Annotated in this window: 24 protein-coding genes; 11 read left to right on the top strand and 13 right to left on the bottom strand. The window is 67.8% G+C overall.

Features of this window, described 5'->3' with window-relative positions; translation table 11 throughout:
• Positions 1-9 precede the first annotated feature (9 nt).
• Positions 10-303 carry a hypothetical protein gene (locus ACIREO_RS05580; protein WP_404105407.1) on the bottom strand — a complete coding sequence of 98 codons (294 nt, stop codon included), beginning with the start codon at positions 301-303 and terminating at the stop codon, positions 10-12.
• A 134-nt stretch (positions 304-437) separates the two neighbouring features.
• A complete protein-coding gene (locus tag ACIREO_RS05575) occupies positions 438-1,430 on the bottom strand; it encodes a LacI family DNA-binding transcriptional regulator (protein ID WP_403922102.1) in 993 nt (330 codons plus the stop codon).
• Positions 1,431-1,758: 328 nt separating this feature from the next.
• Here ACIREO_RS05575 and ACIREO_RS05570 point away from each other — a divergent pair, with 328 nt between their 5' ends.
• The 4 genes from ACIREO_RS05570 to ACIREO_RS05555 all read left to right on the top strand — a co-directional run bounded on the left by ACIREO_RS05570 (position 1,759) and on the right by ACIREO_RS05555 (position 7,539).
• The gene (locus tag ACIREO_RS05570; protein ID WP_404105404.1) at positions 1,759-3,477 is read left to right on the top strand and encodes a discoidin domain-containing protein; all 1,719 of its coding nucleotides are present in this window, start codon (positions 1,759-1,761) and stop codon (positions 3,475-3,477) included.
• Between the two features lie 174 nt (positions 3,478-3,651).
• Positions 3,652-5,022 carry a DUF1996 domain-containing protein gene (locus tag ACIREO_RS05565; RefSeq protein WP_404105402.1) on the top strand — a complete coding sequence of 457 codons (1,371 nt, stop codon included), beginning with the start codon at positions 3,652-3,654 and terminating at the stop codon, positions 5,020-5,022.
• Positions 4,998-5,663, top strand: coding sequence for a DUF305 domain-containing protein (locus ACIREO_RS05560; protein WP_404105399.1), 666 nt, complete (start codon positions 4,998-5,000; stop codon positions 5,661-5,663). Before ACIREO_RS05565 ends, ACIREO_RS05560 begins: the two co-directional genes overlap by 25 nt.
• A 73-nt stretch (positions 5,664-5,736) precedes the next feature.
• Complete coding sequence (locus ACIREO_RS05555; protein WP_404105396.1) at positions 5,737-7,539, top strand: cholesterol oxidase substrate-binding domain-containing protein; 1,803 nt, start codon at positions 5,737-5,739, stop codon at positions 7,537-7,539.
• Between the two features lie 531 nt (positions 7,540-8,070).
• On the opposite strand, the gene ACIREO_RS05550 is transcribed toward ACIREO_RS05555, so the two are convergent.
• The 8 genes from ACIREO_RS05550 to ACIREO_RS05515 all read right to left on the bottom strand — a co-directional run bounded on the left by ACIREO_RS05550 (position 8,071) and on the right by ACIREO_RS05515 (position 14,988).
• Positions 8,071-8,409: an XRE family transcriptional regulator gene (locus ACIREO_RS05550; protein WP_404105394.1), complete on the bottom strand. Its 339-nt coding sequence runs from the start codon at positions 8,407-8,409 to the stop codon at positions 8,071-8,073.
• Positions 8,402-8,779 (bottom strand): type II toxin-antitoxin system RelE/ParE family toxin, encoded by a 378-nt coding sequence (locus ACIREO_RS05545; protein WP_404105391.1) that lies wholly within the window; start codon positions 8,777-8,779, stop codon positions 8,402-8,404. Before ACIREO_RS05545 ends, ACIREO_RS05550 begins: the two co-directional genes overlap by 8 nt.
• 623 nt (positions 8,780-9,402) lie before the next feature.
• Positions 9,403-10,194: an SDR family NAD(P)-dependent oxidoreductase gene (locus ACIREO_RS05540; protein WP_404105389.1), complete on the bottom strand. Its 792-nt coding sequence runs from the start codon at positions 10,192-10,194 to the stop codon at positions 9,403-9,405.
• 168 nt (positions 10,195-10,362) lie between these two features.
• Complete coding sequence (locus ACIREO_RS05535) at positions 10,363-11,175, bottom strand: sugar phosphate isomerase/epimerase family protein (RefSeq protein ID WP_404105387.1); 813 nt, start codon at positions 11,173-11,175, stop codon at positions 10,363-10,365.
• A gap of 56 nt (positions 11,176-11,231) precedes the next feature.
• On the bottom strand, positions 11,232-12,650 hold the full coding sequence (locus ACIREO_RS05530; RefSeq protein ID WP_404105384.1) for an MFS transporter: 1,419 nt from the start codon (positions 12,648-12,650) through the stop codon (positions 11,232-11,234).
• 104 nt (positions 12,651-12,754) lie between these two features.
• Positions 12,755-13,552: an IclR family transcriptional regulator gene (locus ACIREO_RS05525; protein WP_404105382.1), complete on the bottom strand. Its 798-nt coding sequence runs from the start codon at positions 13,550-13,552 to the stop codon at positions 12,755-12,757.
• Positions 13,553-13,684: 132 nt separating this feature from the next.
• Entirely contained in the window at positions 13,685-14,272 is a 588-nt protein-coding gene (locus ACIREO_RS05520; RefSeq protein ID WP_404105379.1) for an AAA family ATPase, read from the bottom strand.
• A complete protein-coding gene (locus ACIREO_RS05515) occupies positions 14,269-14,988 on the bottom strand; it encodes a bifunctional 4-hydroxy-2-oxoglutarate aldolase/2-dehydro-3-deoxy-phosphogluconate aldolase (RefSeq protein ID WP_404105377.1) in 720 nt (239 codons plus the stop codon). The genes ACIREO_RS05520 and ACIREO_RS05515 overlap by 4 nt, the downstream gene beginning before the upstream one ends.
• A 96-nt stretch (positions 14,989-15,084) precedes the next feature.
• Between ACIREO_RS05515 and ACIREO_RS05510 the strand changes: the two genes are divergently transcribed.
• From ACIREO_RS05510 to ACIREO_RS05485, 6 genes are read left to right on the top strand one after another with little or no spacing between them, the layout of a single operon-like run.
• Positions 15,085-16,074: a Gfo/Idh/MocA family protein gene (locus ACIREO_RS05510; protein ID WP_404105374.1), complete on the top strand. Its 990-nt coding sequence runs from the start codon at positions 15,085-15,087 to the stop codon at positions 16,072-16,074.
• Positions 16,067-17,062: a LacI family DNA-binding transcriptional regulator gene (locus ACIREO_RS05505; RefSeq protein ID WP_404105372.1), complete on the top strand. Its 996-nt coding sequence runs from the start codon at positions 16,067-16,069 to the stop codon at positions 17,060-17,062. The genes ACIREO_RS05510 and ACIREO_RS05505 overlap by 8 nt, the downstream gene beginning before the upstream one ends.
• On the top strand, positions 17,059-17,622 hold the full coding sequence (locus ACIREO_RS05500) for a VOC family protein (protein WP_404105370.1): 564 nt from the start codon (positions 17,059-17,061) through the stop codon (positions 17,620-17,622). The genes ACIREO_RS05505 and ACIREO_RS05500 overlap by 4 nt, the downstream gene beginning before the upstream one ends.
• Positions 17,619-18,539, top strand: coding sequence for a sugar phosphate isomerase/epimerase family protein (locus ACIREO_RS05495; RefSeq protein WP_404105368.1), 921 nt, complete (start codon positions 17,619-17,621; stop codon positions 18,537-18,539). The genes ACIREO_RS05500 and ACIREO_RS05495 overlap by 4 nt, the downstream gene beginning before the upstream one ends.
• Positions 18,536-19,516 carry a Gfo/Idh/MocA family protein gene (locus ACIREO_RS05490; protein WP_404105366.1) on the top strand — a complete coding sequence of 327 codons (981 nt, stop codon included), beginning with the start codon at positions 18,536-18,538 and terminating at the stop codon, positions 19,514-19,516. The genes ACIREO_RS05495 and ACIREO_RS05490 overlap by 4 nt, the downstream gene beginning before the upstream one ends.
• On the top strand, positions 19,492-20,259 hold the full coding sequence (locus tag ACIREO_RS05485; RefSeq protein ID WP_404105364.1) for an SDR family NAD(P)-dependent oxidoreductase: 768 nt from the start codon (positions 19,492-19,494) through the stop codon (positions 20,257-20,259). The genes ACIREO_RS05490 and ACIREO_RS05485 overlap by 25 nt, the downstream gene beginning before the upstream one ends.
• A gap of 248 nt (positions 20,260-20,507) precedes the next feature.
• On the opposite strand, the gene ACIREO_RS05480 is transcribed toward ACIREO_RS05485, so the two are convergent.
• Genes ACIREO_RS05480 through ACIREO_RS05470 form a run of 3 tightly spaced genes read right to left on the bottom strand, consistent with a single transcriptional unit; the run spans position 20,508 to position 21,405 of the window.
• Positions 20,508-20,648: a hypothetical protein gene (locus tag ACIREO_RS05480; RefSeq protein ID WP_404105362.1), complete on the bottom strand. Its 141-nt coding sequence runs from the start codon at positions 20,646-20,648 to the stop codon at positions 20,508-20,510.
• On the bottom strand, positions 20,645-21,013 hold the full coding sequence (locus ACIREO_RS05475) for an MmcQ/YjbR family DNA-binding protein (protein WP_404105359.1): 369 nt from the start codon (positions 21,011-21,013) through the stop codon (positions 20,645-20,647). Before ACIREO_RS05475 ends, ACIREO_RS05480 begins: the two co-directional genes overlap by 4 nt.
• Positions 21,010-21,405 (bottom strand): MmcQ/YjbR family DNA-binding protein, encoded by a 396-nt coding sequence (locus tag ACIREO_RS05470; protein ID WP_404105356.1) that lies wholly within the window; start codon positions 21,403-21,405, stop codon positions 21,010-21,012. The genes ACIREO_RS05475 and ACIREO_RS05470 overlap by 4 nt, the downstream gene beginning before the upstream one ends.
• An 84-nt stretch (positions 21,406-21,489) precedes the next feature.
• On the opposite strand from ACIREO_RS05470, the gene ACIREO_RS05465 reads away from it, so the two are divergent.
• A complete protein-coding gene (locus ACIREO_RS05465; RefSeq protein WP_404105353.1) occupies positions 21,490-22,422 on the top strand; it encodes a helix-turn-helix domain-containing protein in 933 nt (310 codons plus the stop codon).
• The last annotated feature ends 25 nt before the right edge of the window (positions 22,423-22,447 follow it).

Below are 22,447 nucleotides of genomic sequence, written 5' to 3'. Positions count from 1 at the left end.
CTGTACTCGTCATTGATCACCACGTGGCGGTAGCAGCGGGAGAAGGGTGTCCAGGCGGCGCTCACCGCGCCGTCCGGACGGCCGAAGGCGGACCAGCGGGGCAGGGAGATCGCAATGCTGAAGGCGGAGAAGGCCTGCCTGGAGGCCGACCTCGCCAAGGCCCGCACGGTCATCGAGGTCGACACCGCGGCCGTGTTCGACGCTGCCCGCGATCAGGCCCTCGACGAGCTCGCCGGGCTGGTCGAACGCGTCCAGGCGTGCACCGCGCTCGGCGTGAGCCGGGCCACCTACTACCGCCACCACCGCCAGAGCCTCGCCCCGGCCGGCCCGCGGCACGGCGCCGGCACCCCCGCGCGCTCACTCCGGAGGCCCGCGCGCTCACCCCGGAGGCCCGCGCGCTCACCCCGGAGGAGGGGATACGGGCCCTTGACGGGAGATCAGGTCGACTCGCGCACGACGAGTTCGTTCGGCATGATCACCGGCCCTGTGGGGCCGCCGTCGATCAGGCCGAGGAGCAGGTGGACGGCGGCGGTCGCCTGGTCGGCCATCGGGCTGCGCACCGAGGTGAGCGCGGGACTGGTGTAGGACGCGGCTTCTATGTCGTCGAAGCCGATGACCGCCACGTCTTCGGGGACGCGTCGGCCCGCTTGATGGAGGGTGCGCAGGGCTCCGATCGCCATCAGGTCGTTGGCTGCGAACACCGCATCGAGGTCGGGATCGTCCTCCAGGAGCTGCCGCATGGCTTCGGCGCCGGAGGCTCTGGTGAAGTCGCCCAGTGCCACGATGGAGCGACGGCCGGTGTCACGCAGCGTCTGACGGTAGCCATCGAGGCGCTCACGCGCCTCGTACAGTTCGAGCGGCCCGGTGATGGTGGCGATCCGGCGCCGACCGCGTTCCAGGAGATGACGCACGGCCAGCGCCGCTCCGCCGGCGTTGTCCAGCGCGACGTACGGGACGTCCTGTGCGGAGGTGCGGTTGAAGGACACGACAGGCAGGCCCTGCCGGGCCAGTGCGGCCGGCAGCGGATCCGTACCGTGTAAGGCGACCAGGAGCACGCCGTCCACATGCCCGCCGGCGATGTACTGCACGACTCTGGTCCGGCTCCGGTCCGATTCCGCGAGCATGAGCACGAGCCGTTTGCCCGCCGTCTCAAGCTCTCTGCTGACGGCGCGGACCACGGCGGAGAAGAGGGGGTCGTCGGAGACGACTCCTTGGGGCGGGTCGGATACCACCACGGCGAGGGTGTCTGTGCGGCGGGTGACGAGATTGCGTGCCGCGCCGTTGGGCACGTAGCCCAGTTCGTTCACGGCGCGCATGACGACGTCTCGGATCTGCGGGGCGACCGTCGTCTCGCCGTTGATGACCCGGGAGACGCTCGATTTGGACACGCCCGCTCGGGCGGCTACCACATCGAGGGTGGGGCGTTTCATACCTGTCCGTCCCCTGTGCCGCCGCCCGGGCTCGTGCGCGGGGCGGGTTTTCTCATCAGGTCAACCTCCGGCTCTGCGTCATGGCGATGCGAGCAGCGTATCCGCAGGCCGGGGCCACACGAGCATGCCCGGAAAGGCGTCTTCCCCAGCGCCACCCCCCGTGTCTGTCGGCGCGCCGCATCGGCCATGAGAGACCGCTCCCTCAATGCGTCATGGGTGTTACGTCGCTGTTTTTTCGAGGTGAAAGAGGCCTTGACAGTCTTTACCAGTCCCTCCATCCTGCCTTTCAGGGAGCGCTCCCTGAACTCCCCCACTTGAGGAGTCGCCCATGCAAGCACCGCTGCGTCGCTTCAGCTTATTTTTGGCCCTCGCGGCCGCCCTGCTCGCTTTCATCGCTCTCCCTACCCCTTCCGCGCGAGCGGCGGAGGTGCTGCTCTCTCAGGGAAAGCCCGCCACCTCATCGAGTACCGAGGGACCCTTCAGTGCTCGTAGCGCCGTCGACGGCGACCCCGGGACGCGCTGGTCCAGCGCCTTCGCCGACCCGCAGTGGATTCAGATCGACCTCGGGGCGAGCGCAGGGATCAGCCGGGTCGTCCTCAACTGGGAAGCCGCGTACGGCACGGCGTTCAGGATCGAGGTATCGAGCGACGCGGAGAGCTGGACCGTCGTCCACCAGACAGCCGCGGGCACGGGCGGCACCCAGAACCTGACCGTTTCCGGCACCGGCCGCTATGTGCGCATGTACGGGACGCAGCGCGCCACCCCTTATGGCTACTCGCTGTATGAGTTCCAGGTGTACGGCACCGCCGGCGGTCCCGGCGGTGACGCCGCCAGGCTGCTCTCGTACGGCAGGCCGGGGGCCGCTTCCTCTTCCCAGAGTGACCAGAACTGCTGGGAATGCACGCCGGCCAGGGCTTTCGACCGGGATCCGGCCTCCCGCTGGTCCACAAGCTCCACCACGGGATGGACCGATCCAGGCTGGATCTCCGTCGATCTCGGTGCGACGGCGCAGATCGACAAGGTCGTACTGCAGTGGGATCCCGCCTACGCCAAGTCCTTCCAGATCCAGGTCTCTTCGAATGGGACCGACTGGACACCGATCTATTCGACGACGTCCGGCACGGGCTTCAAGCAGACGCTGACCGTCTCCGGCACCGGCCGCTATGTGCGCATGTACGGGACGCAGCGCGCCACCCCTTACGGCTACTCGCTGTGGGAGTTCCAGGTGTACGGCACCGGCGGCGCTCCGATCCAGGCTCCGCCCCTGCCGAGTGACCCCGCGAACCCCCCGCGACTGGTGTGGAGCGACGAGTTCGACGGCGCCGCAGGCGGCACACCCGACTCCTCGAAGTGGAGGGCCGACCCGGGCACCGGTCCGAACAACGAGCTGGAGAACTACACCGACCACCGCAACGCCGCACTGGACGGGTCGGGACACCTGGTGATGGAAGCGCGCAAGGAGGTCACCGCCGGATCGTCGTGCCCGCCTGACCCGCTGAGCGGCAGCACCACGTGTCAGTACACCTCGGCGCGGATGAACACCGGCGCGACGTTCCAGTTCACCTACGGGCGCGTCGAAGCACGCATCAAGGTGCCCAAGGGCAACGGTCTGTGGCCCGCGTTCTGGATGATGGGCGGCGACTTCCTGACGGGCCGGCCGTGGCCGTACAACGGCGAGATCGACATCATGGAAATCCTCGGCAAGGACGTGAAGACCGCTTACTCGACCGTCCACGCGCCCGCCTACAACGGCGGGGGCGGAATCGGCGCACCGTACACACTGCCCGGGAACGCCGACTTCTCCGACGACTTCCACACCTGGGTCGCCGACTGGAACAGCAAGGGCATCACCTACAGCCTGGACGGCCGGACCGTTCTGACTCTCGACAAAGAGCAGGTGGAGCAGACTCGCGGACCGTGGATCTTCGACCACCCTCACTACCTGATCCTCAACCTGGCGGTCGGAGGTGACTGGCCGGGCCCGACAGATGCCGGCACCCCCTTCCCCGCCAAGATGCTCGTCGACCACGTGCGGGTCTATCAGTGACCCCTGGCCGCCCGGTGACCGCGAAGGTCCCGGGCGGCTCCGCCCGCGCCCTGTGGGCGGCGGTCCGAGACACCCGACTCCCTTGCGGGCGAACGCCACTGCCCGCCTCCCGCTCTCCCGTCGCTGTACTCCGGCGAGCAGACCCGTCACCCCTGATGCCCGTAAGGAAGTGAAATGCGCAGATATCCCGTCCATCTGTACACACTGCTGGTGAGCGCTCTGGCGCTCGTGCTGGCCGCCGCCCTGAGCTTGACCGTGTCGACCCAGCAGGCCCAGGCCGCGACGGTCACCGTCCAGGCCGAGTCCTACGCAGCCCAGTCGGGTGTCGCGTCGGAGGCGACCGGGGACATCGGGGGCGGGCAGAACGCCGCGTTCCTCGCCAACGGTGACTGGATGCGCTTCGACAACGTCGACCTCGGCGCGGCCGGCCGGCTGACGGTGTCGGCCCGGATCGCGTCGGCCGTCGGCTCGGGCACGGTGGAATTCCGGACCGGCAGCCTGACCGGACCGCTGCTCGCCGTCATACCGGTCTCCCCGACCGGTGGTTGGCAGACCTGGGCGACCCAGGCCACCGACGTCAACACCCATCCCACCGGTTCACAGACGGTGTTCGCCGTGCTGCGCAGCACGGCGGCCGGTGACTTCGCCAACATCAACTGGTTCTCCTTCGTCGGCGCGGGCGACAGCCCGGCGGCCGGATGGGTCCCCATCGACCAGGCCAAGTGGGACGCCCAGTTGGCGCAGTTCCGTGCGATGACGCCCGCCGCCGTGCCCGCCGGCATCGTCCGGGTCCCGGAGTTCAACGCCACCTGCTCCTACAGCCACTCCAAGCCGGACGACCCCATCGTCCTGCCGGGCCTGCCCGGTGCGTCCCACATGCACAGCTTCTTCGGCAACAAGAGCACCGACGCGTTCTCCACGACCGATTCGCTGCTGACCAGCACACCCACCAGTTGCACCCCTGCCAACGACCTCTCGGCGTACTGGATCCCGACCCTGTACGAGGGCGACAAGGCCGTCGAAGCCGAGGGCATGATCGTGTACTACGGTTCCCGGCTCGTCGACCCCTCGGCGACCGTGCCCTTCCCGCAGGGGTTCCGCATGATCGTGGGCAACGCCAAGACCCAGACGCCCACCCCGGCGGGCTCGCCGGGCCAGTACTGGTGCGCCGGCGAGGGTGGTGAGATCGGCCGCAGCGCCGACGGCAACTGGCCGCGCTGCGCCCCGAAGGCCCATCTCACCCACCAACTCGTCTTCCCCGACTGCTGGGACGGCAAGAACCTCGACAGTCCCGACCACAAGTCGCACGTGGCGACCACCTACGACGGCAAGTGCAGCGGCGCCTACCCTGTCGCCATCCCCAACCTCTCCTTCGTCGTCAGCTATCCGACCAGCGGCAGCACCGCGGGCTTCCGGCTGGCATCGGGTATGGCATCGTCCATCCACGGCGACTTCTTCAACGCCTGGGACAACGCCGGTCTGGGGCACCGTGTGAAGGACTGCATCAACCAGAAGGCCAAGTGCAACTCCGCCGGCACATTCTGACCCTGTGGTCGGCATGCGCCATGGTGGTGGCGCTGCTGGCCGTCGGCTGCACCTCGCAGCCGACGGCCGGCGCGTCGCCCGGACCGGCCTTCAACGCTACCGACACCGCTTGGATCCTGTTGATGATCCCCACGACCGAGCGCGCACGACTCCTGACCGAACTGGCTCCCTCCCGCACGGCGGACCCGAGCCTGGCCGAGCTGGCGGCGCAGACCGGATCGAGACTGGGCGGAGACCTCCGCCGACTGCGTGCGGTGCTGCGTCTCTCAGGCGTCCCCGATACCCACCCCCACGAGGGGCACAACATGCCGGGCATGGTGAGCCTCGGCACCCTCGAAAAGGCGGCAGCCACGAACGGCCAGGCCTTCGACCGGATTCTCACCGACGCGCTGCACGCCGCCTTCACACAAGTCCGGTTGCTCTGCGCCGGCGAGCAGACCCATGGCCAGGCCGACGAGGCGACGGAACTGGCCGCAGCCATCGTGAGGAACACGGCCGAGCAGGCCACCCGGCTGGACAAGCTGCGAGCAGCACAGCCTGCGACGTCCGACGACGAGACCACGGTGGCGCCGGGGCCGGGCGCGAGCGTGGCCAGGACGTCTATCGCCTCGCGGACCCCCGGGGTGCGTTTGCCGGTTTGACGTTCGGGTGCCGGTTTCGGCGGTCTGTGTCATGAAGCTTCGGTGACGTGCTGGTTCCCCATACATTCAGGTCATGTCTGGTCACTCGAAGTCTTCTTCACGTCCTGTCACTTCCTCCGGCCAATCTGAGCCGTCCGGCCTCTCCCGCCGTGGTGTTCTGCGCGCCGCGGCGGCTGCCGGAGCGTTAGGCCTCCCGCTCGGCGCCGCCACAGCCGGGGCCTCCCCGGCCGCGTCGGCGGCCGCCGTCGTTCCGAGCGCCGCACCCGAACTTCCCGCCAGGCTCGTGCCCTACCGCTCTCCGTACATCAACTGGGCCGGCGAGATCACCCACAGCGGACTGTGGGCCTGCGCGCCCCGCACCGGCCAGGATCTCGCCGACCTCGCCAACTGGGCCCATGCCAACGGCTGGCGGCTGCGTCCCCGGGGTAAGTCGCACAACTGGTCGCCCTTGACGATCGTCCCGGCCACCGAGCCCGACGCACAGGTCCTCCTTCTGGACACCACCGAGCATCTGACTCATATGGAACTCACGACCCCGCCCGCCGGCACCCCCGGCGCGGTGCGTGCGCAGGCCGGAGTGACCCTCGAAACGCTGATGGCCTTCCTCGCCGAGCACGGACTGGGCGTCACCAACACTCCCGCACCCGGGGAGTTGACCCTGGGCGGCACACTGGCCATCGACGCCCACGGCACCAGCGTCCCCGCGGACGGCGAGTCTGCCCGCCCTGGCCACACCTACGGCAGCCTCAGCAACCTCGTCCTGTCCCTCACCGCCGTCGTCTGGGACTCCGCTCAGGACGCCTACGTCGTGAAGACCTTCCACCGAGGAACCGACGAGGAGTGCGAAGCCCTGGCCACCCACCTCGGGCGGGGCCTCATCGTGGAGGCCGAGATCCAGGCGGGCGAGGACATACCGCTGCGCTGCCAGAGTCGCGTCGACATCACCGCTGACGAACTGTTCGCCACACCGGGCAGCGCCCTCGCCGCCCGGGGAAACACCTTCGCGGACTTCATGGCCGAGTCGGGGCGGGTGGAGACGATCTGGTTCGCCTTCACCGACCGGCCCTGGCTCAAGGTATGGAGCCTCAGCCCTGAGCGTCCGGTCACCTCCAGGCCGGTGCACGCCCCGTACAACTACCCGTTCAGCGACGTCGTCCCGACCCCGGTCGCCCGGCTGGCCGGACTTCTCGTCGCAGGCTCCTGGTACCTCGCGCCGACGCTCGGCGCCCTGCAGTACACGGTGGCGGCGACCGGACTGACCGCCACCGTCGCGAAGGACCTGTGGGGCCCCTCGCACACCCTCCAGTTCTACTTGCGCCCCACAACACTTCGTGAGACCGCCAACGGGTACGGGATCCTCACCCGCCGCGCCGATGTCCAGCGCGTCGTCTCCGAGTTCGCCGGTTACTACCGGCAACGGCTGGCGGCCTGGGCCGCGGCGGGCAGATTCCCGATCAACGGGCAGGTTGAAATCCGAGTCAGCGGCCTCGACCAGCCCGAAGACTCCGCTGCGCCGGGTGCACGCCCGCCGCTGCTCTCCGTCATCCGCCCGCACCCCGACCACCCGGAGTACGACTGTGTGGTGTGGGTGGACGTGCTGACCCAGCCGACCTCACCCGGAGCCCACCAGTTCTACCGGGAACTGGAACGCTTCCTGATGAGTACCTTCGACGGCGGTTACGCGCTCGCGCGCGTCGAATGGTCCAAGGGCTGGGGCTATACAGATGCGGCAGCCTGGGCCGACGAGCAGATCGTCGAGTCCACGGTGCCCGCTTCGTACGGCGCCGGGCAGTGGTCCGAAGCCGTCTCCATCCTGGACCGGCTCGATCCTCACCGGGTCTTCGGCAACGACTTCACGGATCAGCTGGTGCGCTAGGTGTACTGACCCGGCCGCCGAGCCAGCAGCAGGACGGGGCAGAGGGTCGATGTCGCGTCGATGCGGTGGGTGGGAGTGCGGAGTCTTCCTCAACGGCCGTGGGACCGCTCCACGACGCTCCCACGGAGGCGTCGCTACAAAACCCCAGGTCAAGGGCGATCGCGTCCCGTCCTGGATGCGCGAAGGCTCCCATTCGCTGCACCCCCGCAAGGCATCCGCTGCACGCGGGCCGAACCGACGTCTTCCGCTGCCTGCCCGAAGACCCCTCCAGCCCGCGCGAAGGGGCCGAGCAACCCAGTCCGATTCGAGCGTCGCACGGCACCGATACGTTCGCCGGCGAACACTCCCTGCTCCAGCCTCGTCGAAGCGGCACTCATTCGGGCCGCCCGGCACCGCAGGAAACTGGGCGAGCACGGCGGAAACCAACAGTAACCGTCGTCACACTCCGCGATGAGCGGCGCCCACCCGCGCCGAGCCCGTGGGGGATGTCAGGTCCGACCGGGACCTGCCGCGAGTCGCGTGTACATCGGGTCAGCCGAGGACGTAGGTCTCATCACCGAAGTCGGCGACGATCTTCAGCTTGCCACCGAGCGCCTTGACATAGGCAGCCAGGGTGTCGACCTCACTGCGCTCCAGCTGGCCCTTCTCGATGCGCGAGACGCGGGCCTGAGTGACACCCATGACTTCGGCGACCTGAACCTGCGTGGTGTGCTGCCGCTTCCGCAACTCGGCGAGGCGGTGGACACGGGAGGCCAGAACCAACGCCTGCGCTCCCTTCTGGATCCGGTCCTTCTCCGCATCGGTGAAGGAGAACTCCTCGGCCAGGCCCTCCCAGGAGACGGCCCGCGGGTCCTTCAGGTGATCAGTCATCGTGCCCCATCCTCTCCGTCGATTCGCTTGAGATGTTCCGCGTACGCCTGCTCCACCTGAGGCACCGCAAGGCGGTACCAGCCGGGCCAGTGCCGGCCTTGTCGCCACCGACCAGGATCACACCCTGGCGATCCGGATCGAACACGAACAACAACCGCACTTCCGTAGCTCCTGCGGAGCCAGGGCGGAGCTCCTTGAGGTTAGGCAGCACGGAGCCCTTGATCGTGTCCACCAGAGGCCGGCCCAGCGCGGGGCCTTCCTCCTGAAGGGCGATTGCCTGGCTGACCTGAATCAGGGTGTCGCGGTCAGTCCTGCGCAGATCATGAAGCCACGAAAGAGCCGGTTCGGCCACGACGATCTTCCAAGCCATGCCCGCCCCCCAGCTCTACATTATTACCCTGGCAGCATACACCACTGATGTAATAACGAGAGGGGTTATGGCCCTCATAGAGGACGCGCTCCTTTGCGCCGAGCTGGCGCCTGTCCGGTGATGAACGGTGTGACTTCCTAGCTGGAAGCGACAGTTGATTCCTGACGTGATGAGCGATCGCGAGGCCGTCGAGGCACACCGACTGCTGGAGGCGGGCGGCCTGCGCGGCCGGATCGTTCTCATCTTCTGAACCGCCGCCCTTCGCGGGGCCCACGCGACCGCCCGCAGCACGGCTCGACTGCGGGCACCCGGGCGGTCGAGCGCGGCGGGCATGGGAGATGATTCAGCAACGGCAGGCACGGTCTTTTAGCAGGATCATGGGACGTAGACACTCACATGATCGCTGGCGACCGTGACTGCCACATGTCGTCACCTACCCCGCCAGCAACGGCAGTTGGGGGGGAATCCGCTCATTTCGCTTTCACGCCGCGACCCTGCCGATCATGGAGCTGCCACTCTTCGGTCGGCCACCTGCTGATCTGTGCAGCTTCCCCTTCAGCCACGCCACGGAGCGGGCGGCGAAGCCGTTCACGATCGGCCTCGGTGGCCAGGAATGAACCGCATCAGGACTTGGAGCTGGGCCGACCGGGAATGTGGCTGAGAATGGACTTGGAGAAGCCCCCATCGACGCAGACATCTTGACCGGTGACATATCCCGCGAGCGGGCTGACAAGAAACTCGATCACGTTCGCAATATCCATCGGTTCGCCAATTTTCGACAACGGAATGATTTGTTCCCTTGCCTTCTTGACTTCGGGATCGAGGTACATTTGTTCAGTCATCTGCGTGCGAGTCATGCCCGGGGACACCACGTTCACGCGGATTCCGTCGGGTGCCCATTCCAGTGCGAGTGTCTGAGCCAACATCGTCAGCGCAGCCTTGGTCGGACTGTAAGCACCTGATCCGGCATGTGGGAGCTGGCCGGACATTGAAGAGGTGAAACAGGCGGCCCCGCGGCTATCCTTCAGGTGCGGGTAACTTGCTTTGGCAAGTAGCCACGCTCCGCGAAGGTTGACGGAGAACATGCCGTCCCAGTCCTCGAGAGAGAGATCCTTGAGGGCGCCAGGGCTGGCGATTCCGGCATTTGCCACCAGCGCATCCAAGCCGCCGAACTCGTCGACCACAGCGGTTACCAGCTGACCGGGCACCTCGGGATCACCCAGGTCTCCTGTCAATGCAATGGCCTTGCCGCCCATCGACTGGATCGATCGGACGACCTCCTCTTGTCGCGCGTTCGCAGTAAGGCCGGATACCGCGATCATCGGCTGTTCGCCACGGGCAAGCGCTGCCTCTGCGAGCCTCAGGCTTGTAGCCGCGCCGATGCCGCTGCTTCCGCCACTGACCAGAACCCTCATTGCACACTCTCCTTGTATATTTCCAGCGGGTATACTCAGCAGGCCACACAGGCTGTGACAGCTGCATCTGATGCGTTTCGAAGCACTTCGACTCACACCGGTGATCGAGAACTGTCACCCTGCTGTTCGCTGACCCTCGGAGTCATCCTGAACCCCGAGGCGCTGAAATCACCCTCCGAGATTCCAACCCTTGTCGCTGAGGTCACGCATCGCCTTCGCGAATTCTTCAAGGGTGTTCTCTTCACGGATGATTTCGAGCACGACGTTGTCTACGCCAATTGTTTCCTGGACTGCTTTACCCAGCCCGTTCCAATCGATCACCCCAGTGCCGATGGGGTCGTGGCCCCACGTTTCCGTACCCGTGTCGGAGATATGCATGAGTGCAACCGACCCGTGGTGTGAGCGCAGACCCGATACGGGTTCCTCCCCGATGTAAGCAGCGTTCGCGACGTCGTACACGATTTTGAGTGCATCATCGTTGACCGTGCCCACGATATCTGCCAGCTCCCCGATCGTGGGAGCAAAGCAGTAGGGGGTGTTCTCGAAGAGGAGTCGTTTCCCCGCCCGCTTGGCCAGCGGGATCAGCTCTTCCAGGCTTTCATACATCCACCCGTAGACACTCTCGAGTGAGGGGGAGATCATAGGACGCCGCGTGCCGGGCGAGATGACAACTTCCGGGACATCCCAAGCCACCGCAAGATCGATCACCGAGGCGATGTGCTCGATACTCTTCCGGCGCATGCTGGCACCAGGACTGGCCAGATTGATGTCGTATCCGCCGGCATTCAGGGATCGGATCTTGGCGCCGTTCTCGTTGAGCGTCGCCAGGATTGCCGAACGCTCGGAGCTGGAGATCTCTTCCGGCCAGCAATGCGGAGAGCTGATGGGAACCTCGAAGGTTTTGTACCCATTCTGGGTCAGCTCGGATATCGCATCGATCGCCGTTGTCGACCAAAGATACGAAAAAGTGTTGATGATCATAGATTTTCCGTTCAATCCTTGAGGAGTACCCATTGCGCGCTCGGGAACAGGGGCGGCTACGGCCGGAGCTCCTTGTGCTGTTCAGGGGCTGAACTCGCGGCAGTGGACGAGTCCTCGCTCGTGACGACGGCGATGGGGTCGGTCGCGGAAACGATCTCCCGCGGGGCTCGGCTGCCGGTCTCCGGGAGCGTGAAGTAGACGGCGAGGCACAGGGCGACGATGACGATCATGTAGATCGCCACGTACATGGGCCGTCCGGCGCCGACGAACGCGGACGCGATGAGGGGTGCGGTGCCACCGAAGAGGGCGATGACGATCTGATGGGCGAATCCGATCCCGGAGACGCGGACCGAGGCCGGGAACAGCTCAGCCTGGATGGTGGGGTAAACGGCTTGCCAGATTCCGAGGAAAACCCATCCGGAGGCGGCGACGATGACGTAGACGCCGAAGCCGGGCGCCTGCAGGAGGAGTAGGAGCGGATAGAACAGGACGATCATTCCGATGGCGCCGATGATGGGGAAGATCTTCCGGCGACCGAGACGGTCGGAGAGGTAGCCGCCGGCGGGGACGATGACCACCAGCAGGGCCAGGCCGATCGCGCTGCCGGCAAGGGTGGAGGACATGTCTCGGCCCGAGGTGAGGTTGGCGTATGTGGGCAGGAACGTCGCCCAGGTGTAGTACGCCACGGCGGGAGCGGACAGGGCAGCAGTCTGCAGAATCGCCTTGGGGTGCTCGCGGAGCAGCTGGAGGAGCTTCGCGGGTGCGGACTGCTGCTCGCCGAGCGTGCTGGCTTCGAACTCCGGAGACTCGTCCGAGCGGGCGCGGAGTATGAGTCCGACGACGCCGATCACACCACCGATGATGAAGGGAATCCTCCACCCGTAGGACGCCAGCGCGTCGTCGGCGAAAACAGAGGTGACGGCGGCTGCGGCGCCCGTTGCGGCGAGGGTTGCCAGCCCACTGGCCATGTTGGTGAAGGAGCCGAAAAGCCCGCGCCGGTTGGCTGGAGCGTGTTCCACCATGTACGCGATGGCACTCTGCCCCTCGGTGCCGGCGGAGATGCCCTGGATGATGCGGGCGACGACGAACAGGATCGGCGCGAAGTAGCCGATGGTCGCGTACGAGGGCGTGAACCCGATGATCAACGCGCCGAGAGCCATCCCCGAGACCGCGAGAGACAGGACTCGTCGGCGCCCGTACCGGTCGGCAAGCGGCGAGAGAATGATGCCACTCAGAGGCCGCACGATGAACCCGATGGCGTAAGTGAGGAACGCGGCGATGAGGGACGCGAACTGGGAGCCCGAGGGGAAGATCTCCGCGGAGAAGACAGAGGCGAGAAGACCGTATACGTACCAGTCGTACCACTCGACAAAGTGCCCGACGGTCCCGGCAAGCAGATTGCGGGCCTGTCCCTTACGCGGGACGGGATCTGCGCTGTCGGGGGCGGCGCTGGGCGCGCAACGTGGGGGCGTCATTGCATTCTCCATTGCTTTTGGTCGCGGGTGAGCATCCCAACGCCCCGAGCCGAGGGTCGCTGAACCTGTTGAAGGGATGCCTGCCTGACTAGGTGTCTGCCTGACTAGGCGGAGAGTTCCTCGTCTGCGACGAGGTAGGTGTAGCTCGGCCAGCTCCGGGAGATGTCAGCCGCAGCCGCGAGCAGGGGCGGCGACAGCTCGGCCATGCGCGCTCGGGTCATTCGCACGGAGGGGCCCGCGATGCTGATCGTCCCGGTGGCCTCCCGGCCCGGTCCGGCTCCGTGGATGGCGGCCGCCACGGCACTGATACCGAGGTCCATCTCCTCGATCGTCGTGGCGTACCCGCGGTGACGAACCTCGTCGAGCTCGACCTGGAGAGCGGACCGGTCGAGGGTGGATCGGGGAGTGACGTCGAGATGGCTCTCGTGCGCCAGCACCGTCGCGACTCGGTCCGGAGAAAGAGTGGCGAGCCACGCCTTCCCGGATGCAGTGGCGTGGGGGACCGCGTCCTGGCCCATGACGGGGTCGATGCGCAGGGACGAGTTCGCCCCCTGGGCTTTGGCGATCCACTTCAAGGAGTCGTTCGTGGCTACCGCCAGGCGAACGAGTTCCTCACACTCCGCCGCGAGCGAGTCCAGGCTTCGCTGAGCCCACGTTTCCACTGCTGACGAGGACAGCTGGCGGAGCCCCAGGGCGCCGAGGCTGTGAGTGGCGAAGTAGCTGGAGGTGCGGGGATCCTGATTCACATAGCCCGCATCGACCAGGGCGGCGAGGAGGCGATGAGCGATAGCCTTGTTGACGCTCAGGCGCTCGGCGATCTCCGTGACGCGTCGGCCTTCGGGATGCGGCGCCAGCAGTTCGAGCACACGCATCGCATTTGTGACGTCATCGGCTAGTGCCATGTCTTCGTCTCCTCGCCATCGTGGATCCACGTCCACGCAACCTGTAACGCCGTTACGAACATTCACATGCGTCCGCCGTCGCGGTCAAGACCCAGCGGTCATCCCGGCCGTCAGACCCCGGGAACGCAGCGGTCAGATCTGCTGCACCAGCTCACGCAGACGCGTGAACGCCGACTCGTCATCGTTCACGACGACGTCGTGCTCGCCGGTGTTCCATCGGCACTCGAGTGCACCGAATCGCTCCCAGTAGACGTCCCATCCGGCGAGCTTGACCCGGTCCCGCTCACTGCCGCGCTCGATCAACCGCTGCCGCACGACCTCGGGCGAGGTGCGCACGTGGATCACCCGGATGCGAGCGGCGGGCCAGCCTGCACTCTCGGTCGAGCGACGCAGGAAGTCGGGGTCTTGGAGATACGCCACGAACGGTGCATCGAGGACGACGGAGTGGCCGAGTTCCAGATTCCGGCCGGCGGTCGCGAAGAGCGTCTCGTACTCGGCCGGCATGACCCTCCGCAGGTACAGCTCGTTCGATTCCCGATCGGAGGGATCCTGCCCGAACGCCTCGAGAGCAACTCGCACGAGGGGCCCGGCGAGCGTGTCCTTGTCGAGATACGCCGCGCCCGTGAGGGAGCTGAGGTGTCTCGACAGGGTCGACTTACCCGACCCCGCCCCACCGAGCGTGATGTAGGCGACGGGCAGGGCTTGGACGTCGGATGTCACCGCTTCACTCGCGCGATCGCGGCCACGAACTCCTCTGCCGCCGCCGTGACCTTGCCCATGTCGCCGTCGGGGCGGCCGGCCTTGGTGATGGCGCTTCCCACTCCGACCGCCGCGACGCCTGCGGCGAACCAGTCGCCGACGTTGGCGGTGGTGACGCCACCCGCCGGAAGGATCGGGACGTGCGCGAGCGGCGCCAGGACCGCCTTGGCGTAAGGGATGCCGCCGGCTTCGGTCGGGAAGAGCTTGACGATGTCCGAGCCGGCCTCGGCCGTATCGAGGATCTCGGTCGGCGTGTAGGCACCACTGATGGTGGCGACCTGGTAGCGGTTGGCGACGCGGATCATCTCAGGGTTGAGGTTCGGGCTGACGAGGAACTGCGCGCCGGCCTGAATGCTCGACCAGGCGGCGTGCCCGTCGAGGACGGTGCCAGCGCCGAAGGCCACGTCTTCACCGGCGAAGCGCTCGGTCAGGCGCTCGATCACAGTGAGGGCGCCGGGGATCGACAGGGTGATCTCGAGGGCGCGGATGCCGCCGGCGACGGCTGCCGAGGCGACTTCGAACGCCTCCTCGGCGGTGTCGAGGCGGACGATGAGGACGTTGCCGGAATCGCGGATGGTCTCTATGACGTGGAGTTTTTGGAACATGGCCCTGATGGTTACACCACTTTGGTGCGCTTCGTCGAGCCGCGACCCGGACACATTGACGAATCGCGGCAAGGTGTACATCCTGGGTTGCAATCGATCTCAGCAATCGTTCTCATTCGCGGGCGACTGAACGCCGGGATCCTCATCGAAGCGAAGGAGTCGACGGCGGTGGATCATTCCTCTTCGGCCCCTCGGCCCTCGGCGGTGGTGCTGGGTGCGTCCCACTGGCACGCGCCGCTGTACCGTGCCGGGCTGGCTCGACGATTCCGCGTGACGGCGGTGCAGGACCCCGACCCCGCGGTCTCCCGGGCATTCGCCGAGCCCTTGGGCGCACCGGTCGCGGCGAGCGTCGACGAGGCTCTGGACCAGGACGGCATCGAGGTGGCGTTCGTGTTCTGCCCGCACCACGAGATGCTCGCGGTCGGCCGGAAGCTCATCGACCGCGGCATCCCGTTCGCGATCGAGAAGCCCGCCGGTGCGAACCTCGACGAACTTCGGACGCTCGAGGAGGAGGCGCGTCTGGCCGCCGTGCCGGCGACCGTGCCACTCGTCCAGCGCGGCGCCCCGATCGACACGTGGCTGCGGCAGGCCGGCGACATCGTCTACGAGCGGATGGCGTTCGTCGCCGGTCCGCCCTCGCGGTACCGGGGCAACGGCAACCCGTGGATGCTCGAACCCGCCCTCTCCGGCGGCGGCAGCCTGATGAACCTCGGCCCGCACTTCGTCGACCTGGCAATCCGCCACCTCGGACACCCCGTCGACGTCGTCCGGAAGCTCTCCACCACGCTGCACGGCGAGGCGGTCGACGACCACTCCACGATGGTCCTGACCACCGTCACGGGCCGCGAGGCAATCGTCGAAGTCGGCTACGCGTTCCCCAACTCGCCGCTGAAGCGGTACTGCAGCTTCACCGCGGCCGGGACCAACGGGTTCGCCACCGTCGACACCACCGGCGACGCGACGTTCACCGACCAATCCGGCGTCACCAGGAGCGCCGTCCTCGAGGTCGACAGCGACCCGCTGTACGACGTGTTCGTCACCGGCGTCGCCGACACGCTCACCACCGGGTTCGCGGGCCTGCCGACGCTCGCCGAGCTTGTGACCACTATGGAGCTCATCTGGTCGCCGCACCTGGAGAGGACGGTGCGTCGTGGCTGAAGTGAGCATCGACGACGTCGCCAAGGCGGCCGGCGTGCACCGCTCGACCGTGTCACGCGCATTCTCGAAGCCGGATGCCGTACGCGCGGCGACCCGGGAACACGTGCTGCGTGTCGCCGCCGAGCTCGGGTACTCGATGAACCCCCTCGCGCAGGCTCTCCGCCGCGGCTCGAGCAACCTCGTCCCGCTGATCGTTCCGGACATGACCAACCCGTTCTTCGCCGAGCTGGCGCGCACGACCGCCGCCGCCGCCAAAGCACGCGGCTACCAGCTGATGCTCTGCATCACCGACGGCGACACCGGGCAGACCGCCGACTACGTGAGCGCGATGCACTCCATGTACTCCCCCTTCGGCATCGTCGCCCCCTCAACCCGGGTCAACCTCGAGGCGCTCCGCCGGTACGCGTTCCAGAACCGGGTCGTCGTCATCGACCGGGTCGAAGACGACCCCGCCGTGCCCACCGTCACTGTCGACAGCGCCCGGGGCGTCGACCTCGCCTTCGACCACCTCCTTGGTCTCGGCCACACGAACATCGCCTACGCCCCGGGGATCGTCGGCACGTACACCGCCCAGGACCGCTGGGACGCCTACCAACACGCCGCCGAGCGTCACGCAGTCCCGCCCGTCGTCCTGGAAACGGCGCCCGGCACCGAACCGGGGCCGGGGATCGTGGACCGCTGGATGCGGGAACCGATCCGCCCGACAGCGGTGATCGCCTCCAACGATCTCATCGCGTTCGCCATGATCTCCGAGCTCGGCTCGCGCGGACTGTCCGTGCCCGCCGACCTGTCGGTGATCGGCTTCGACGGCCTCGACCTCGGCGCCCAGTTCAACCCCCGGTTGACCAGTGTCCGACAACCAATCACCGACCTCGGACGGATCGCCATCGAACTCGGCGAGGGCCTCATCGCCGGCGGCCCGCCCGACCACGTCGTGCTCGAGCCATCGCTTCTCATCCGCTCCTCCACCCAGGAACACCGCTCATGAATCCGAACCCCGGTCGCCTTCCCGGTCTCCAATACGTGGACCACGTGGCCTTCACCGTCCCCGACCTCGACGACGCCACCCGCCTGTTCACCGTCCTCCTCGGCGCCGAGGAGCTCTATCGCTCCACCCGCGGACCCGATGCCGCGGTCATGCCGGAACACTTCGGCGTGCCCGCGGACGCGCACCTGGAGCTGCGCATGCTCCGGCTGCCGCCGAACCTGAACGTGGAGCTGTTCCAGTGGTGGAGCGAGGACCGCTCCCCCGTGTTCCCGCGCGCCAGCGATGCGGGCGGGCACCACCTCTGCTTCGTCGTCGACGACGTCGACGACGTCGTCGCCGCGATCGCCGACCTCCGGGGCATCGAGATCCTCGGTGCGCGCAAGGAGGTCGCCGGCGACAGCCCCGCTGTCGCCGGGAACCGGTGGGTGTACGCCCGAACCTCTTGGGGACTCATCCTCGAGTTCGTCGACCGCTCGCGGGTCGCCGATCCCCCGTGTCTCGTCGGCCCCCACGACTGGCACACCCACTCGACCTCGACGACCTCGGAGACACCCTCATGAAGATCGCCGGCCACACTCTCGGCACCCCCGGCCACACCGTTCCCGAAGCGCTCAAGCTCTTCGCCCGAGCCGGCCTGGATGCCGCCGAGGTGATCTACCAGGACGACTACACGAGCGGTCTGCCCATCGGCGATGCCGCGGCAGCGGCGGAAGCGGCACGCGTCGCCGACGGCGAAGGCATCCCGGTCATCGGGCTCACCCCGTACACGACCGCCATCAACGCGACCGACGAGCGCATACGCGCAGCGGCCGTCGACGAACTGCGGTCGGCCATCGACATCGCCCACGCGATCGGCGCGAACCGCATCCGCGTCTATTCCGGCGCGTGGCAGCCGGGCCGGCAGGACCACGCCGCGCACTGGACGCAGCTCGTCCGCTCGCTCCAGGAGCTCTCCGGCCCGGCGGCGGAGGCAGGCGTCGTGCTCTGCGCCGAGAACCACTTCGGCACCATGACGCAGACCGCCCGCGACACCGCCAAGCTCATACGCGCGGTCGACTCGCCCGCAGTCCGCGTCCTCTACGACCAGGCGAACCTGACCTTCACCCACGACGAGGACGTCGACGACGCCTTCGCCGTCCAGGGCGATCTCATCGGCCACGTGCACGTCAAGGACCTCGTCTTCAAGGACTCGAACGCCCCGTTCGTCGCCTCCGAGACGGCGCGCGTGCGCGCCGAGGAACGCGCCGTCATCTCGCGCGTCGTCGGCAACGGCGCCCTCGCCTGGTCGACCATCCTCCGGCGCCTCCGCGAGGTCGGCTACGACGACGTGCTCTCGCTCGAATACGAGTACCGGTGGCATCCGCAGGATCTCGAAGCCCCCGAGACCGGGTTCCGTCGCGGCGCCGAACACCTCCGTACGCTGCTGCGGCAGCTCGATCTCGAGGCGAACGGCCAGAACGCCGAGGTCCGCTCGTGACCGCACTGCGCGTCGGCGTGGTCGGCGCCGGCAACATCGCCAGCATCGCGCAGCTGCCCACCCTCGTTCAGCGCGACGACGTCGAGCTGCGCGCCCTGGTGTCGCGGCGCGAGGATCCGAGCCTGCTGCAGCGTCGGTGGGGGTTCGCGAACGTATACCGCACGGTCGACGCGATGCTCGACGCCGAAGAACTCGACGCCGTCTTCGTGCTCACCCCCCGCTCCGAGCACGTCGCGGCCGTCGAGAGCGCCCTCCGCGCCGGCATCGACGTGTTCTGCGAGAAGCCCCTCGCCACCTCGACCTCCGACGCGGTCCGCCTCGCGGAGCTCGCCGACGAGCACGGCCGCATCCTGATGGTCGGCCTGAACCGGCGGTTCGCGCCCGTGTACGTCGCTGCGCGGGAAGCCTTCGGTGCGGCAGGAGCGTCGTTCTGCGTCGCGCAGAAGAACCGCGCCGGCTCCGAGTACCGGGCCACGTTCGAGAACGCGATCCACATGGTGGACCTCCTCCGCTGGTTCTGCGGCGGAGACGTCGTCGAGGTCAGCAGCGCGGCCGCCGGAACCGACCCCTGGGAGGAGGACGGCACAGCCGCCCTCATCCGGTTCTCGACCGGGAACACGGGCCTGCTGGTCGCGGCCCGAGCCGCCGGCGCGTGGGGTGAGAAGCTCGACGCGTACGGGCAGTTGCGCTCGGCGGAGGTCATCGCCCCCGACACCGTCGCGGTGACGGCAAACGGCGTCCGCACCGTCCGGTCGATGAGCCCGGAGGCGTTCGGCTGGGCGACCGCGACCGAGAGCTTCGGCTTCGCCGACGCGGTCCGCCACTTCCTCGACCGCGTTCAGGACCGGCAGCAGCCGCTGACCTCCGGATGGGAAGCGGTCAAGACCCAGCAACTACTCGACAAGATCCTCGCGGCGGCAGGCCTGCCCACCGAGGAGCAGGAAGGACGCACATGGTCCAGCAAAGCAGTGCAGTAGCGCCGCTGCCCCAGGTCGCCCTGGTCACCGGCTCCAGCGGCGGCATCGGCGCGGCCGCCGTCGACGCGCTGCAGGCGCGCGGAGACATCGTCGTCGGGGCGGACCTCGCACCGCTCGACGGGCAGGACATCGCCGGCTTCTCCGAGCTCGACGTCACCGACGAGCAGCAGACCGCCGAAGTGGTGCGCCGAATCGTCGCCGAGCACGGCCGCATCGACGTCCTCGTCCACGCCGCGGGGGTGCTCGGCGGCACACCCGATCCGCTGGCGACCACGACCGAGGAGTTCGAGCGCACCATGCGCATCAACGCCACGGGCACGTTCACCATCACGCGCGAGGTCGCGAACCTCATGCGGGGCAGCGGCACGCAGGGCACCATTCTGCTGCTGTCGTCGGTCGCGGCCAAGGAAGCGCGGATCGACTACCTGCCGTACAACGCCAGCAAGATCGCTGTGCTGCACATCATGTGGTCGATGGCGAAGATCCTCGGACCGGACGGGATCTCGGTCAACTCCGTCAACCCCGGACCGGTAAACACCCCGATGTGGACATTGCTCGCCGACCAGTCCGGCTCCGCGCAGGCAGCACGCGACGCTCGCGCCGCGCAGCTCCCCATGCGACGCTTCGCCGAACCGGCCGAGGTCGCCAGCGCGATCGGCTTCCTCACGGACCGGGCCAACCGGTACATCACCGGCGTCTCTCTCGACGTCGCCGGTGGAGCGCATCTCGGTATGGGGTCCTAGTAGGGCCTGATCATGTGTGGTCTGTGATGGCGTGTCTTCTTGATCGGTCGTGTCGTTGACCGGGTGTGCTGAGTGAGGAGTCGGCTGGGGTCCGGTGTGATCTGGAGGACTTCGCGGCGGAGATGTTCGAGCCGTTCGCGCGGGCGGATCAGCGACGGTGGGGCGAGGTCTATCGAACTCCGGCCACCCGCTGGCGCCGAGGGTATCTGCGCCGCAGTGGGGCGCGTGAGGGTCCGGGCGTCGACCGGTTAGCGTTGTCTGCGATCGCGCAGGGCGGCCCAGTGGCGTAGCCGTTCGGTGATCTGGGCTTCGTAGCCGTTGCGGGTGGGCTGATAGTACGTCTCGTGGTCCATGTCGTCGGGGAAGTAGGGCTCGCTTACGGTGCTCATCGAGTACGGGGGCGGTCGCGTTGTGGCAGCCGCTCGACGGTCAGGTCGTAGGAATCCTCGACCGCGTCGGTAGCCAGCCGCTCGGTGATGCCGGGGCCCGGCCCCAGCGAGATCCAGTGCCGCTTGTCGAGATAGCGGCCCGGTGTGATCGAGGCGTAGCCACGTACTTGTGTGCGGGCGTGTTCGGGCTCGCACTTGACCGTGATGATCTGGTCGTCCGGGTCGTCGGTGACGATCAGGAACACCTTGCCCGCGACCTTGTACACGTCCAGGTGCTTGGTGAACGGGTAACCGTGGTCCGTCCCCGGCAGCGCGAGGGCCGCCTGGCGGGCGGTGTCCTGGAGGCGGTCGCCTGCCGCGCTCACTGGGCCGCCCGCGTGCTGGTGCCGTAAGTGTGCGGGGCGACGGGCTGCTCGGCCTTGGGCAGGTGAGCGACGACAAGTCGGTATGAGTCGGTGACGAGCTCATCGACGAGTTCCTTGTCGACGCCGTCCCCGCCTTCCAGCGTGATCCAGTGTTTCTTGTTCATGTGGTAGCCGGGGGTGATGTGGCTGTACTGCTCCCGCAGGGCGTGGGCCTCACCGGGGTCCGCCTTGAGGATCACGACGGGGCGCCCCGGGACCTCGGTCATCAGCATGAACACCTTGCCGCGCACCTTGAAGACCTCCCAGTCGTCGCCGAAGGGATGCTCCAGCTGAGCTCCGGGAAGCTCCTCGGCGCAGTCGGCGGCGGTCTTGTGCAGGGTCGTTCCGTTCATGGGTCGTTGCCTTCCTCAGGGGTCGCGGCGGCACATCCCATTCTTCCCCCGAAGCCGACAAAAGGGGCGGTAGGCTGCGGACACGTGATGGTCGACAAGCGACACCCCAGCCCGAGCGGACAGGCCGGACCGGCCGCGGTCCCCTTGTACCGTTTCCAGCCCCCGGTCGGCACCCCGTACGGCCTTGAGGTGAATACCGTCGAGGACTTCTTCGCCCAGCACGACGACTGGCCGTGGAACCCGCCCCGTCCGGGCCGCGCCACCTTCCACTACCTCATTGCCGTCACCGAGGGCGAGTTGCGGCACGAGGTCGACCACATCACCCGAATCGTCGCCCCTGGCCAGTGGCTGTGGGTGCGTCCCGGACACACGCAGTTGTGGCACCCGCCCGGCGCCGCCCGCGGCCCGTTCGTCCTGATCGAACCGGACGTGCTGCGGCCCGACATCGCCCGCCTGCTGGCCCCGGTCACCGCGCACGAGGCTCCTGCCGTGCTGAGCCCGCACCCCGACGACGCCGCCTGGCTCCGGCAGACGGCACTCCAGCTTCTGGACGAACACCGCGCACTCGGGCGCCGGCCTCTCGATGTTCACCACGCTCTGCGGCGCAGCCTGCTCGAATCACTGCTGCTACGTCTCGCCAACGCGCCCGGGACCACCCCCGCCGACAGGAGTGCCGGCAGAAGCCGTGGTGACACCTACGGACGGTTCGCGGACGCCCTGGAGCTGCACTTCCGCGAACTGCACCGGGCCGCGGGTTACGCAGAATTGCTCGGCTGCTCGGTCCGCACCCTCAGCCGAGCCGCCCGGGAAGCCGCGGGCAAGGGAGTGCGTGAGCTCATCGACGAGCGGCGCCTGCTCGAAGCCCGCCGCCTGCTGGGAAGCGCCCGATGGGACGCCCGGTCCGTGGCCGGCCACCTCGGCTTCACCGACCCCGCGAACTTCGGCCGCTTCTTCCGCGACCGTACCGGTCTTACCCCGGCCGCCTTCGCGGCCCGCGACGCCACGCCCGGCCCGTGAGAGCGGCCGGGCTCCGGATGTTCAT

The sequence above is a fragment of the Streptomyces sp. NPDC102441 genome, from assembly GCF_044765585.1.
In the GTDB taxonomy this organism is placed as follows: Bacteria; Actinomycetota; Actinomycetes; order Streptomycetales; family Streptomycetaceae; genus Streptomyces.
Note: the sequence above shows the minus strand (reverse complement) of the source record. Positions and strands in the feature narration are given on the sequence as shown.

Excerpts from the sequence above, each read along its gene's own strand:
- ACIREO_RS05575 (WP_403922102.1), bottom strand. The coding sequence starts at position 1,430 with ATGAAACGCCCCACCCTCGATGTGGTAGCCGCCCGAGCGGGCGTGTCC.
- ACIREO_RS05570 (WP_404105404.1), top strand. The coding sequence starts at position 1,759 with ATGCAAGCACCGCTGCGTCGCTTCAGCTTATTTTTGGCCCTCGCGGCC.
- ACIREO_RS05565 (WP_404105402.1), top strand. The coding sequence starts at position 3,652 with ATGCGCAGATATCCCGTCCATCTGTACACACTGCTGGTGAGCGCTCTG.
- ACIREO_RS05555 (WP_404105396.1), top strand. The coding sequence starts at position 5,737 with ATGTCTGGTCACTCGAAGTCTTCTTCACGTCCTGTCACTTCCTCCGGC.
- ACIREO_RS05550 (WP_404105394.1), bottom strand. The coding sequence starts at position 8,409 with ATGACTGATCACCTGAAGGACCCGCGGGCCGTCTCCTGGGAGGGCCTG.
- ACIREO_RS05545 (WP_404105391.1), bottom strand. The coding sequence starts at position 8,779 with ATGGCTTGGAAGATCGTCGTGGCCGAACCGGCTCTTTCGTGGCTTCAT.
- ACIREO_RS05540 (WP_404105389.1), bottom strand. The coding sequence starts at position 10,194 with ATGAGGGTTCTGGTCAGTGGCGGAAGCAGCGGCATCGGCGCGGCTACA.
- ACIREO_RS05535 (WP_404105387.1), bottom strand. The coding sequence starts at position 11,175 with ATGATCATCAACACTTTTTCGTATCTTTGGTCGACAACGGCGATCGAT.
- ACIREO_RS05530 (WP_404105384.1), bottom strand. The coding sequence starts at position 12,650 with ATGACGCCCCCACGTTGCGCGCCCAGCGCCGCCCCCGACAGCGCAGAT.
- ACIREO_RS05525 (WP_404105382.1), bottom strand. The coding sequence starts at position 13,552 with ATGGCACTAGCCGATGACGTCACAAATGCGATGCGTGTGCTCGAACTG.
- ACIREO_RS05500 (WP_404105370.1), top strand. The coding sequence starts at position 17,059 with ATGAATCCGAACCCCGGTCGCCTTCCCGGTCTCCAATACGTGGACCAC.
- ACIREO_RS05495 (WP_404105368.1), top strand. The coding sequence starts at position 17,619 with ATGAAGATCGCCGGCCACACTCTCGGCACCCCCGGCCACACCGTTCCC.
- ACIREO_RS05485 (WP_404105364.1), top strand. The coding sequence starts at position 19,492 with ATGGTCCAGCAAAGCAGTGCAGTAGCGCCGCTGCCCCAGGTCGCCCTG.
- ACIREO_RS05480 (WP_404105362.1), bottom strand. The coding sequence starts at position 20,648 with ATGAGCACCGTAAGCGAGCCCTACTTCCCCGACGACATGGACCACGAG.
- ACIREO_RS05470 (WP_404105356.1), bottom strand. The coding sequence starts at position 21,405 with ATGAACGGAACGACCCTGCACAAGACCGCCGCCGACTGCGCCGAGGAG.